Source organism: Calothrix sp. FACHB-168 (genome assembly GCF_963889195.1).
In the GTDB taxonomy this organism is placed as follows: domain Bacteria; phylum Cyanobacteriota; class Cyanobacteriia; order Cyanobacteriales; family Nostocaceae; genus Aulosira; species Aulosira anomala_A.
Genome location: NZ_CAWPNJ010000012.1, coordinates 56,704 through 69,276, shown reverse-complemented (window position 1 = coordinate 69,276; position 12,573 = coordinate 56,704). Strand labels below are relative to the sequence as shown.

10 protein-coding genes and 1 CRISPR repeat array are annotated in these 12,573 nt (G+C 41.8%); of the genes, 6 read left to right on the top strand and 4 right to left on the bottom strand.

Annotated elements, in window-relative coordinates; translation table 11 throughout:
* The first annotated feature begins 19 nt into the window (after window positions 1–19).
* Window positions 20–157, top strand: a complete 138-nt coding sequence (locus AACW45_RS05890; protein ID WP_190632014.1) for a hypothetical protein — start codon at window positions 20–22, stop codon at window positions 155–157.
* 317 nt (window positions 158–474) lie between these two features.
* Window positions 475–1,263, top strand: a complete 789-nt coding sequence (locus tag AACW45_RS05885) for a DUF4058 family protein (RefSeq protein WP_190632012.1) — start codon at window positions 475–477, stop codon at window positions 1,261–1,263.
* Window positions 1,264–1,344: 81 nt separating this feature from the next.
* Window positions 1,345–1,817: a CRISPR direct-repeat array (repeat unit 37 nt; unit sequence GTTTCAATCCCTAATAGGGAGTAAATGAAATTTCAAC).
* A 252-nt stretch (window positions 1,818–2,069) separates the two neighbouring features.
* Here the strand turns inward: AACW45_RS05885 and AACW45_RS05880 are convergent.
* The 4 genes from AACW45_RS05880 to tig all read right to left on the bottom strand — a co-directional run bounded on the left by AACW45_RS05880 (window position 2,070) and on the right by tig (window position 6,794).
* Window positions 2,070–2,981: an alpha/beta fold hydrolase gene (locus AACW45_RS05880; protein ID WP_190632009.1), complete on the bottom strand. Its 912-nt coding sequence runs from the start codon at window positions 2,979–2,981 to the stop codon at window positions 2,070–2,072.
* Between the two features lie 58 nt (window positions 2,982–3,039).
* The gene (gene clpX, locus AACW45_RS05875) at window positions 3,040–4,383 is read right to left on the bottom strand and encodes an ATP-dependent protease ATP-binding subunit ClpX (RefSeq protein ID WP_096644909.1); all 1,344 of its coding nucleotides are present in this window, start codon (window positions 4,381–4,383) and stop codon (window positions 3,040–3,042) included.
* Between the two features lie 9 nt (window positions 4,384–4,392).
* A complete protein-coding gene (clpP, locus tag AACW45_RS05870) occupies window positions 4,393–5,091 on the bottom strand; it encodes an ATP-dependent Clp endopeptidase proteolytic subunit ClpP (RefSeq protein ID WP_190632007.1) in 699 nt (232 codons plus the stop codon).
* A gap of 284 nt (window positions 5,092–5,375) precedes the next feature.
* On the bottom strand, window positions 5,376–6,794 hold the full coding sequence (gene tig / locus AACW45_RS05865) for a trigger factor (protein ID WP_190632005.1): 1,419 nt from the start codon (window positions 6,792–6,794) through the stop codon (window positions 5,376–5,378).
* Between the two features lie 824 nt (window positions 6,795–7,618).
* Here tig and AACW45_RS05860 point away from each other — a divergent pair.
* The 4 genes from AACW45_RS05860 (at window position 7,619) to AACW45_RS05845 (ending at window position 12,535) form a co-directional block, all read left to right on the top strand.
* Window positions 7,619–8,656, top strand: a complete 1,038-nt coding sequence (locus tag AACW45_RS05860) for an aspartate-semialdehyde dehydrogenase (RefSeq protein ID WP_190632003.1) — start codon at window positions 7,619–7,621, stop codon at window positions 8,654–8,656.
* 147 nt (window positions 8,657–8,803) lie between these two features.
* Window positions 8,804–9,688: a 4-hydroxy-tetrahydrodipicolinate synthase gene (gene dapA / locus AACW45_RS05855; RefSeq protein WP_190543756.1), complete on the top strand. Its 885-nt coding sequence runs from the start codon at window positions 8,804–8,806 to the stop codon at window positions 9,686–9,688.
* A gap of 288 nt (window positions 9,689–9,976) precedes the next feature.
* The gene (locus AACW45_RS05850; protein ID WP_190632001.1) at window positions 9,977–11,749 is read left to right on the top strand and encodes a ribonuclease J; all 1,773 of its coding nucleotides are present in this window, start codon (window positions 9,977–9,979) and stop codon (window positions 11,747–11,749) included.
* Window positions 11,750–11,974: 225 nt separating this feature from the next.
* Window positions 11,975–12,535 carry a Uma2 family endonuclease gene (locus AACW45_RS05845; RefSeq protein ID WP_190631999.1) on the top strand — a complete coding sequence of 187 codons (561 nt, stop codon included), beginning with the start codon at window positions 11,975–11,977 and terminating at the stop codon, window positions 12,533–12,535.
* Window positions 12,536–12,573: the final 38 nt, after the last annotated feature.

The window sequence follows — 12,573 nt, the reverse complement described above, 5'->3', positions numbered from 1 at the left end:
TTTTATCTCTGTGTCCTTTGTGGTTATTTTTGCTCGCCCAAAGGCGCAGAGAAAAGAAATTAGGAGAGCGATCGCATTCCCCAACCAAGAACGCCTCATCTCTCCCAGCTTCTCAAACTTGGATTTAACTGCTGCACAAATTCTGGCAGGACGATAAAATAATTCGTAATTCGTAATTCGTAATTCGTACAGCGAATTGCAAGTTAGTGAGGTACAGATAATCGTTAATTGTAGGGGCATTGGCACTGCCATGCCCCGAAGCGCGTACCTCATTTACCTAAAATATCCTGTAATTCAAAATTAATTATTCTGGATTAGCGATCGCTATTTAAATTTTAGTAATTAAATAATATTTTGACGCCCTGAGTAAATTAGCTATTTTCTAAATTATTAATTTCTCAAACAACAGTAAACCGAATGCAATTTACCCAAAAATTATGAATTACGAATTAGTAATTATTAAAGGTTGTAATCATGGCTTCACCATTTCCGGGGATGAACCCATATTTAGAGAATCCCTTATTTTGGTCAGAAATCCACAATCTGCTCATAGCCGCTATTTTCCGAAAATTGAATCCCCAATTGCGTCCTAAATATAAAGTTGCCATTGAAAAGCGAATCTACCAAACAATTGATGAAGATTCTTTACTAGTTGGTGTTGCTGATGTCGCGGTGCAGAATACGCAACAAAAATCATCACCAGAACCAGTTAATATTGCTGTCGCATCACCATCTATCGCATCTGTAACAGTTGATGTTCCTATGCCAGAAACCGTCAAAGAGACTTACTTAGAAGTGAGAGATGTAGCTACGCAAGAAGTCGTAACTATAATTGAAATTCTCTCGCCAAAAAACAAACGTCCAGGTGAAGGACGAAATGCATATACAAAAAAGCGGTTACAAGTTTTAGGAAGTTATACCAATTTAGTAGAAATTGATTTGCTGCGAGATGGAAAGCCAATACAGCAACTACAAAATAATTTGCAAACTGACTATAGAATCTTGGTAAGTAGTGCCACCAAACGTCCTAAAGCCGATTTATATCCATTTAATTTACCAAATCCTATACCTTCTTTTCTGTTACCTTTACGTGAAGGTGATACAGAACCTTTAGTAGATATTCAAACCTTAATTAGTGAACTCTACGATGAAGGTAATTATGATTTAGTGATTGATTATAGTCAAGAACCTGTACCTGGGATTTCACCAGAAAATTTAGCTTGGTTAGATGAGGTTTTAAAAGTGAAGGAATTGAGGAATTAAGAAATTAATAAATTTAAATTCCTAATAGCAATTAATTGAAATTTTAACTTTATTTTCCCAACGATTAAGCGTTGAATATGTGTTTCAATCCCTAATAGGGAGTAAATGAAATTTCAACAACCTTGGCATCTCTCCTAAACTGCAAGATGAAAATGTTTCAATCCCTAATAGGGAGTAAATGAAATTTCAACGCTTTTTTTAAATCTTCTGTATCAACTTCAAGATGTTTCAATCCCTAATAGGGAGTAAATGAAATTTCAACATCCAAGGTGCAGCAGCTTTAAATCAGGCAAAAACAGTTTCAATCCCTAATAGGGAGTAAATGAAATTTCAACAAAATAGATTTCAAGCCTGCTCCCCATTACTGCTCTTGTTTCAATCCCTAATAGGGAGTAAATGAAATTTCAACTCCATGCAGCAAGTTTGAGAGCATCTTCTTTCACAGTTTCAATCCCTAATAGGGAGTAAATGAAATTTCAACCTGCTGGTAGATATCCTTTACTTACCAAAGAAGAAGGTTTCAATCCCTAATAGGGAGTAAATGAAATTTCAACTGCGGAAGCCTGAAAGTTAAGCAATATGAGGTTTTCAAGGTTCTGGTGCGCGGACGAGTAAATCATAACACAAGCAATAGAGAACAAGCAAACCAAAAATCGCTGAAAGCCTTGCTGTGTAAGGTGCGCGGGCGATAGATAAGTAATTAATCTGTGAAAGTCTTACAGATAAGGAGTTTCAGCTATGTGTGCCAAAATCCTATTTTCCACACCTACCCATCCGCGCATTCAGCATAGAAAATCGTCATTTCCTTAATCAACTCCTATGGGAATTTGCAAAAACTCCCCAACACGCCGCAGGTAAGTAGACGCATCTTCTAACATAGGGAAATGCGCTGTATCGGGAATCATCGCAAACTCAACCTTATCATTCATCGCCGCAGCTTGTCGCCCCATTGCAGCCGGAATAATCTTGTCATACTCCCCCGCAACTAACAGTACTGGTACTGTCAATTTAGCAAATTCCTGGGGCATGACTTCCGATTGGGCTTTACTCACAGAAGTAAAAATTGTCCCTAAAGCCGCATCATAATCAGCTTCGAGAAAATCTTGTAAAAAAGCTTGGCGTTCTGCTTTGGGTATGGAGCGATGCAGAAACCTCGCCATAAACATCCTGTCAACAAAGGGTATTTTTCCTAACCACTGAGGACGAAATTTCACTACATAGCCGCCAAATTTATGAAAAGCTGCAAAGGCTTTTTCGTCGTACTCAAAAATTCCGCTACAAGTCAAAATTCCCCGTTCAACTTTCTGGGGATAGCGGTTAAAAAACAAAGCTGCAACTGATGCGCCCATCGAGTGAGCATTAATATAAACAGGCTGAAGCTGCAATTCTTCTAACAATGCAGCCAAATCATCAGCATATTCTTCTAATTCATAAGTTAATTCCTGAATTGCTGCTGCTTCTTCAACAAGCGATCGCGATTCGGCAACAGATTCGCTAGCTTGGACTATACTTGGTTTACCACGAGAACGCCCAAATCCTCGTAAATCATACAGCAAACAATCAAATTGATCTACTAAAGCATTAGCTGTACTGCGCCAGTACCTAGCCGAACCAGCCCAACCGTGGATGAAAACCATCACTGGCTTTACCCAGGAATTAGATGGTTTTCTCACCCACTCGTAATAATGCTCAACACCACGAACATTAATGTAAGGCATTTATCATTTGTCCTTTCTCTTGTACAGACGCGATTAATCGCGTCTCTACTCTTGACTACTATGCCGATTCTGGCTTGGGTAGGGAAGAGGGATGTACTAAAAGTTCGGCTGTGGAACGCTTCTCTACCATTTCTCGTGTCACTGTACAGCGAGTTACGTCTTTACGAGATGGTAACTCATACATGACATCTAACATCAGTTCCTCGACAATGCCCCGTAATGCTCTCGCACCAGTTTTCCGGCGATAGGCTTCTTGCGCGATCGCTCGTAAAGCTTCTGGTTTAAAGTCTAATTGGACATTATCCATCTTCAGCAGTTTTTGGTACTGCTTAACTAAGGCGCTGCGTGGTTGGGTGAGAATCGCCATTAAAGCTTCTTCATCTAAGGGATCTACCACGGCTACCATCGGTATCCGCCCGATAAATTCTGGAATCATGCCGAATTTCACCAAATCATCCGGTTCTAGATACCTTAGCGTATCTGCTGCCCGTTTTTCTTTGGTTTGCCCTTCTCCAGGTTGTACAAAGCCGATTGACTTTTTGCCCACTCTTTGATCTACAACCTTCTCTAAACCTACGAAGGCTCCACCACAGATAAACAGGATGTTGCTGGTGTCAATCTGGATGCAATCTTGATAGGGATGTTTCCGGCCGCCTTGGGGTGGTACATTAGCGATCGTGCCTTCGAGCATTTTCAGCAAAGCTTGCTGTACGCCTTCACCAGAGACATCGCGGGTAATTGAAGGGTTCTCACTCTTGCGGGCAATTTTGTCAATTTCGTCGATGTAGATAATTCCCCGTTGGGCTTCTTCCACATCCAAATCTGCCACCTGTAACAGTCGGAGCAAGATGTTTTCCACATCTTCGCCTACATAGCCTGCTTCTGTTAAAGTTGTGGCATCAGCAACTGCAAAGGGGACATCAAGAATTTTGGCTAGGGTTTGCGCTAAGAGTGTTTTGCCACAGCCAGTAGGGCCGATTAACAAAATATTCGACTTTTGCAGTTCTACAGCGTCTTCTGTCCCTGGTTTACCGCTGGCTTTAGACTGAACTATTGCCAGCCGCTTATAGTGGTTGTAAACCGCCACTGACAGGACTTTTTTGGCTTCGTCTTGACCAATAACATGTTCGTCTAGATACTTTTTAATCTCTCTAGGCTTAGGTATTTGGTTAAACGAAAGACTGGAAGAGCGGGTACGGCGTTTTTGCGGAGGCTCGGACTTAGGTGCTGGTTGCGACGCGGCCGCACCATTAGTATCGAGTAATTCCTCATCAAGTATTTCATTACACAAGTCAACGCATTCATCGCAGATGTAGACTCCCGGCCCTGCGATCAATTTACGCACCTGCTCTTGAGACTTGCCACAAAACGAACATTTTAAATGGGAGTCGTACTTAGACATACCAGCCTCTTATTTCAGAATGGTGACGTTTTCCCCTGGTGTGGGAATATTTTGTCTGGAAATGACTTGGTCAATCAAACCGTAGGTTTTCGCTTCTTCTGCCGACATAAAAAAGTCGCGTTCTGTATCTGCTTCAATTCTTTCTAAGGGTTGACCAGTATGCTCAGACAGTAACTGATTTAATTTACCCTTAATGTAAAGAATTTCTCTGGCTTGAATTTCGATGTCAATGGCTTGCCCTTGCGCACCACCAAGCGGTTGGTGAATCATAATCCGAGAGTCGGGTAAAGACATACGCTTACCCTTAGTCCCTGCTGTGAGCAAAAATGCCCCCATGCTAGCGGCTAACCCAAAACAGATAGTTACAACATTAGGACGGATTTGTTGTATTGTATCATAGATTGCCATGCCTGCGTAGACCGAACCACCAGGAGAATTAATGTATAGCTGAATGTCTTTTTCAGAGTCTTCAGCATCCAGGAATAATAATTGAGCAACAATCGAATTGGCAACAGCATCATCGATTGGCGTTCCCAAAAAGATAATCCGCTCTCTAAGCAGGCGGGAGTAGATATCAAATGCCCTTTCTCCCATACCCGATTGTTCTACCACCATCGGTACAATGTTGTTTGGGCCGCTCAAGTGAGAATTGATATTGATTCGACTTAAGCTGTTAATTGGGTAATTTCCCGACTGCGATAAAAGCATAAAAAAACATTTGACAACTAAGTGGGACAAACATCGAAGCAGCAATACGCTGTCTCTTTCACTAATTTAGATTTTTATTTGGGCTATGTGTTAACCATTATGCCTTATCTAAATTTTTCTCGTGTAACCCAGTATCTCGCGAAGATAGCACCAGATGTGGTGATTTCTTTAACATTTGTTAACCATTCTAGCGGGAAATTTGGGATGTGGGGCATGGGGCATGGGGCATTGGGCATTGGCTAGAGACGCGATTAATCGCGTCTCTACAATTGTCTCCCTAATGCCTATTCTCCTTCAGTTGCAGCCGCTTCGCTAGTTTCTGCTGTGCTTTCTGATTCTGCTTCTGCTTCTACTTCCTCGTCTGGGGTAGTTAAAGAACCTTCAGGAACAAGTTCAACTGTTGAGTGTTCTAAAAGCCAGTCCATGATTTTGTCGGTGGCTAGTTCGTTTTCCACGACTGAACGCAGTCTATCTTCGTCTACTTCTTCGTCTGGGTACTCCTGAATTAACTCTGTGACTCTAGCTTGAATTTCTGCGTCTGTCACCTCGAGAGATTCGCGTTTGCTGATTTCCCGTAAGGCGAGGGAACGTTGTAGGCGTTCAATGGCTTCATCGCGCGATCGCGCCCGTAACTGGGAAATAATATCTTGGGTGAATAATTTCCGCACATCCAATCCTTGCTGCGACAGCCTGATAGCTGTTTGTGTCAGCATAGCATCGACTTCTTGCTCAATTAAAGTTCCGGGTAAGTCAACTTTAACCTGCTTCAGTAGTTCTGCTAATAAAGCTTCTTGCTGATTGGTTTTGGTTTTCTGTTCTGCTTCTTTTTGATAGCGCTCTTCTAAAGAAGCTCTTAATTCCGCTAAGGTATCAAAGTCGCTGACTTCTTGGGCAAAGTCATCATCTAATTCTGGTAATTCTTTTTCCTTAATTTCCTTCAGCGTCACGGTAAACACAGCTGGTTTACCTGCTAACTCTTCATTGGCATAAGGATCGGGGAATTGAGCAGAAATTTCTTTGGTTTCCCCAGGATTCATGCCCACAATCCCAGAGACAAATCCGGGAATAAACCGATCCTCGTATAATTCCACTTGAAAATCAGAGGCTTCACCGCCGGGAATCGGGGTAGGTTCTGCGGATTCGTCTTCACCCTCAGGTTTAGCCAATACGCCTTTAAAATCTAAAACCGCAGTATCGCCAATTTGGGCTGCACGCCCTTCCACGGGAATCAAAGTGCCGAGTTTTTGCCGTTCTTGATCGAGAACTTCATCAACGCGAGCCGGATCGTATTTAATTTCCTCAGCTTTGGCTTGTAAGCCTGTGTATTTCTCTAGCTCGATTTCTGGTTCTACATCCACAGCCGCAGAAAAAATTAACGGTTGCCCTGGTTGATAATTTTTAATTAATTCTTCAAAGTCAGAGCGTAACTGAGGTTGCCCAATAGCTTTAATGTCTTCTTGTTTAACAGCTTTTTCTATGCCATCTTGAATTAATTCTTCTAGGGCAGCGGCTTTAATCCGAGTGGTACCTAGTTGCTGTAGCAATATTTGCCGAGGCACTTTGCCTTTGCGAAACCCAGGAATATTGGCGGTACTGGCTAGGTTTTTAATTACCTGTTCGTAGGTTTGTTTGGTAATCTCTGGTGTAATCTCTATTTCCAGCCCTATTTGACTGGCGGGAAGTTTTTCCTGGGTGACTTTCATGCTTTGTCTCTGAATTTCTGGTATTTTTAACTCCGAGTACAGACACACAGGCGATCGCTCGCTGCTGTTCGTTGCTATCTCTTGGCTGGATCGGGGATGATGAGAATCCTACTCTCAATCTCTGCCCGGCAGCAGAGATCCAGTGTACTGCTAATGGCAAATGACTGAACACTTTAGTGCAATAAGTTTACCCATCGCCTCCATCCTCAAGACTGTTGCCCGATCCCCAACCATAAAGTTATCTACTGATATTGGGGGTTGCACACTCCATATCTAAGCACATAAGTGGATTTATGATTCAGAGGGCTAACAGCGTGATATCCTGGTCTTCAAGTAGAAATTTGCATTTCCAGTTGGGATTTATTGGCACCGATGGCACTACTGCATCGCTCAGTTGATTGTTTTGCTGGTTTTCGTTCACTTGGATCATAGTACATCCATCATCTAGACAGCACAATTTCTCAGACAAAATTGGTGACTGAACTGGAAAATTATGAAACCCCAACAATAATTAATTACAGAATTTTAATTCTTTGATCGCTAATAAATTCGTTGTATAATAATATAACTTAAATAAAAGTAACAAAATATGAATGTCAGCAAAAGAAAGTAAATAAGCAAAAAGCCAAGCTTGACTAAATTTATTAAAATCAAAAAATCTTAAACAATGTCCATTGGCAAAGCCTTTGGAAGCATAAAAAAGCAATAAAAATATATTTAATGTTAATCGTTTTTACTATTACGATTTCTTAAGGAAATAAGTTTTGTATTTTTTGCATCTGTTCAATAAATCATAAAATAACCTCTTAAAGGAGGAAGAAAGGTTGTCTAAATCCTATAATGTAGCTATTTTGGGCGCAACTGGTGCCGTGGGCACGGAGTTGTTGGAATTACTGGAAAGTCGGAATTTTCCGGTAGCAAATTTAAAATTGTTAGCCTCCGAGAGGAGTGTAGGGCGCACAATCTCCTTTAAAGGAGAAAGTTTAGCAATAGAGGCGGTAAGCGATCGCGCCTTTGAAGGTATAGATATAGTCCTCGCCAGTGCTGGCGGTTCCACATCTAAAACTTGGGCACCAAAAGCCGTAGAACAAGGCGCAGTTGTCATCGATAACTCCAGTGCCTTCCGGATGCAAGAATCTGTACCTTTAATCGTTCCAGAGGTAAATCCCCAAGCCGCAGAGTCCCATCAAGGCATCATTGCCAACCCCAACTGCACGACAATTTTAATGGCAGTGGCAATTTGTCCGTTACATCAAATTCAACCAATCAAAAGGCTGGTAGTAGCCACCTATCAATCTGCCAGTGGTGCCGGTGCCAAAGCAATGGCAGAAGTGCAAACCCAATCTCAGGCGATTTTAGACGGCAAAACCCCAGTTGCCGAAGTATTACCTTATCCGTTAGCATTTAATCTCTTTCCCCACAATTCCCCCTTAACCGATTGGGGCTATTGTGAAGAAGAAATGAAAATGGTTAACGAAACCCGCAAAATCTTTGGTAACCAACAAATAAGAATTACTGCCACTTGTGTGCGGGTTCCCGTACTTCGCGCTCACTCAGAAGCAGTTAATATAGAATTTGAGACCCCTTTTAGCCCAGAGTCAGCTAGAGAAATTTTAAGCCACTCTCCTGGAGTTAAGTTGGTAGAAGATTGGCAGGCAAATCACTTCCCCATGCCAATTGAAGCCACTGGTCGAGATGAAGTTTTAGTAGGCAGAATTCGTCAAGACATTTCTCATCCTTGTGGCTTAGAACTATGGCTATGTGGCGATCAAATCCGTAAAGGTGCAGCATTAAACGCAGTGCAAATTGCTGAGTTATTAGTAGAGAAAAATCTACTAAAACCATTAGCTATTAGTCATTAGTCATTGGTCATTAGTGATTAGTCAATTGTCATTAGTCATTAGTCATTGGTTTTAGACAACTGACAACTGACAACTGACAACTGACAATTATGAAATAAAACCACCAAGTGACAAACAATAAGAAGGATAATCAGGAGTAGAAAAAGGGTGGGAGATTTTGGTAGAGTTTTAACCGCTATGATTACGCCGTTTAAAGCAGACGGTAGTGTCAACTATGATGTAGCGGCAGAACTAGCAGCACATCTAGCGAATAACGGTACAGATACATTGGTGGTATGTGGTACAACAGGTGAATCTCCTACCCTGACTTGGGATGAGGAGTATCAGCTGTTTGTGGAAGTGTTGCAGGCGGTAGCAGGAAAAGCCAAAGTCATCGCCGGCTGTGGTTCTAATTCCACCAAAGAAGCGATCGCCGCCACCCAAAAGGCAGCTAAAATAGGAGTACATGGGACTTTACAAGTTGTGCCCTATTATAATAAACCGCCCCAAGCTGGACTTTACCAGCACTTTCAGGCGGTAGCGCAAGCCTGTCCCGACTTACCTATCCTGTTGTATAACATTCCCGGTCGTACTGGACAAAACCTCAGTTCAGAAACAGTTGCCCGGTTAGCGGAGATTAATAATATTGTTGGTATAAAAGAAGCTAGTGGTAGTTTAGACCAAGCCAGTGAAATTCGCCGCTTGACACCAAAAGAATTTCAGATTTACGCTGGAGATGATTCTTTAACTTTGCCTTTGTTAGCGATCGGTGCTAAAGGTGTGGTGAGCGTAGCTTCACATCTGGTAGGCAACCAACTACAGCAGATGATCCAAGCCTTTGGTGTGGGAAAAATTGAGGTGGCGACTGAAATACATCTGCAACTTTTTCCACTGTTTAAAGCTTTATTTTTAACTACAAATCCCATTCCCGTAAAAACAGCATTAAAAATTCAAGGTTGGGAGGTTGGTTCAACTCGGCTACCGTTATGTGAAGCTGAACCAGAAATTAGTCACAAGTTAGAGGTGGTTCTCAAAGAACTTAGTTTAATCTAAGTACCAGCTTGTTACTTGCTAGCAAGTTCAGTGTTACTACAGATACATAAGAAACAAGGAAAATACATAATTTTTACCAGGTACAGTAGCAATGCCTGTGTTACGACTGAATAGCTATAATATGAATCCTTCAGCGTAAAATCCATTTTTATTGAACAAACAATAGAAAAATCTGATTTAAACTAGGCTGCTTTGGGAATGTCCGGATAAGACAGCTAATGTTGTCTTTGATACAAGATGCTAACTTTATTAACTTAAATTAACCACAAACAACAATTCAAGGAGCAAATGGCTAAAAACGATACAAGCTCCGCCCTAAAAATTATTCCTTTGGGCGGATTACATGAGATTGGTAAAAATACCTGTGTTTTCGAGTACGACGACGAAATTATTTTATTAGATGCAGGTTTAGCCTTTCCCACAGAGGCGATGCATGGTGTAAATATTGTCCTGCCAGATACTACCTATCTCCGGGAAAATCGCCATAAAATCAAAGGCATGATTGTTACCCACGGTCATGAAGACCACATAGGCGGGATTGCGTTTCACCTCAAACAATTTGAAATACCTGTAATCTATGGCCCCAGACTAGCAATGGCGATGCTAGAAGGGAAATTAGAAGAAGCTGGAGTACGCGATCGCACAGAGTTAAGATCTGTTTTACCCCGCGATGTTGTCAGAATTGGCAAATCCTTCTTTGTCGAATACATTCGCAACACCCACTCCATTGCTGATAGCTTTACCGTAGCGATTCATACACCCATAGGTATAGTTATCCACACAGGAGATTTTAAAATCGACCACACCCCAGTGGATGGGGAAAAATTTGACCTACAACGATTAGCAGAACATGGCGAAAAAGGCGTGCTTTGTTTGTTGAGCGATTCCACAAACTCAGAAGTACCCGGATTTACCCCTTCAGAACGTTCTGTCTATCCCAATCTTGACCGGGTATTCGCGCAAACCCCAGGACGATTATTTGTCACTACCTTTGCTTCTAGCGTCCATCGCATCAACATGATTTTGGAACTGGCGCAGAAGTACAACCGCACAGTCACAGTTGTCGGTCGTTCGATGCTGAATTTGATTGCCCATGCGCGTAATCTAGGCTACATCAAATGTCCCGATCATCTGTTGCAACCGCTACATACTGTCCGCAGTCTTCCTGATGAGAATGTGTTGATTCTGACTACAGGTTCTCAGGGCGAACCAATGTCCGCAATGACGCGGATTGCGAATAAAGAGCATCCCCATATTAAAATTCGCCCAGGGGATACGGTAGTATTTTCCGCTAACCCGATTCCCGGAAATACCATCGCCGTTGTAAATACTATAGATAAACTGATGCTTCAAGGCGCAAACGTAGTCTATGGACGGGAGAAAGGAATTCACGTTTCAGGACACGGTTGTCAAGAAGACCAAAAACTGATGATTGCTTTAACCAAACCGAAGTTTTTCGTACCATTTCACGGCGAACATCGGATGTTAGTGAAGCACGCGCAAACAGCGCAAAGTATGGGTATTCCCGAAGAAAATATGGTGATTCTCCAGAATGGCGATATTGTGGAGTTGACAGAAGACTCAATTCGTGTATCTGGTAAAGTGCCATCCGGAATTGAATTAGTAGATACTACTAGTTCTGGGATGGTTAGCGCTAAGGTATTACAAGAACGCCAGCGCATGGCTTCGGAAGGGATTGTTACTATCGCCGCAGCTATTGATTGGAGTGGTAAGTTATTAGCCAAGCCAGAAATTCACCTTAGAGGTGTGGTAACTAGTATAGAGCGATCGCTCCTGCAAAAATGGGTACAACAGCGAATTGAAGAAATTTTGGGCGTTCGTTGGTCAGAATTTACACAACCCGGTGAAGGAGAGCAAACGGAAGTCGATTGGGGTGCTTTACAAGGGATGTTAGAAAGAGAATTGCAACGCTCTATCCGTCGGGAACTGCAATGTCAACCTACAGTAACATTGTTAATGCAGATTCCTGATGAGCCACCTGTCAAAGTCAGCGATGGAAGAAGACGCCGGCCTAGGACTGCTGCTCAGGTAGCATCGTAAGGTATTTAGAATTACAATTTCACGCAAAGGCGCAAAGACGCAAAGTTATTTCTGAGTGTCTTTGCGTTTTGGCGTGAGAAAAAATAAGGTACTGCCGATAAATGTAGATGATTTTCGGTTATATACTTTTCTGTGTTGGATGCGATCGCACTAGCGCAAAAAAGTTGGATTTTTCTTAGACTTTAATTATGCTATGTAAATTAATAGTCCTGGGAGGTAATCTCCATGACCACAACGCCAATTAAAATTAGTACTCTTGAAGAATACCAGAATTTTGATGATGGAACAGATAAGCATTATGAACTTCAGGATGGGGTACTAGTAGAAATGCCTCCTGGTACTGGTAAACATGAAGCGATTATCACTCTACTATTAATCAGCTTCTTTTTAGAAATTCAAAGAATGGGTTTACCTTTACAACCCCGTCCTAATGGGACAGAAGTGTTGACTAAAAAACAACCCAGGCGGCCTGATATTTGTGTAATTACTAATGAGCAAGCTCAAAGTATTGAGAATACTTCGGCTATTATCAAAACTCCGCCACCATTGTTAGTTGAAGTTGTAAGTCCGGAGTCTGTTGACCGGGACTATAAGCAAAAAACTGCTGAATATGCAGCTTTTGGTGTATTAGAATATTGGATTGTTGACCCTCTAGAAAATAAAATAACAGTGTGCTTATTAGACAACAGTATTTATCAGCAATCTGTATTTACTAATGACCAAAGGATTGTTTCTCAAACTTTTCCCGAAATAAACTTGACAGTTCAGCAGGTGCTTTCAGCTTAAATTTTTGAAAAGAATGAATTGAGTAATCAACATATCAT

Excerpts from the sequence above, each read along its gene's own strand:
- tig (WP_190632005.1), bottom strand. The coding sequence starts at position 6,794 with ATGAAAGTCACCCAGGAAAAACTTCCCGCCAGTCAAATAGGGCTGGAA.
- AACW45_RS05850 (WP_190632001.1), top strand. The coding sequence starts at position 9,977 with ATGGCTAAAAACGATACAAGCTCCGCCCTAAAAATTATTCCTTTGGGC.
- AACW45_RS05880 (WP_190632009.1), bottom strand. The coding sequence starts at position 2,981 with ATGCCTTACATTAATGTTCGTGGTGTTGAGCATTATTACGAGTGGGTG.
- AACW45_RS05845 (WP_190631999.1), top strand. The coding sequence starts at position 11,975 with ATGACCACAACGCCAATTAAAATTAGTACTCTTGAAGAATACCAGAAT.
- AACW45_RS05885 (WP_190632012.1), top strand. The coding sequence starts at position 475 with ATGGCTTCACCATTTCCGGGGATGAACCCATATTTAGAGAATCCCTTA.
- clpX (WP_096644909.1), bottom strand. The coding sequence starts at position 4,383 with ATGTCTAAGTACGACTCCCATTTAAAATGTTCGTTTTGTGGCAAGTCT.
- clpP (WP_190632007.1), bottom strand. The coding sequence starts at position 5,091 with ATGCTTTTATCGCAGTCGGGAAATTACCCAATTAACAGCTTAAGTCGA.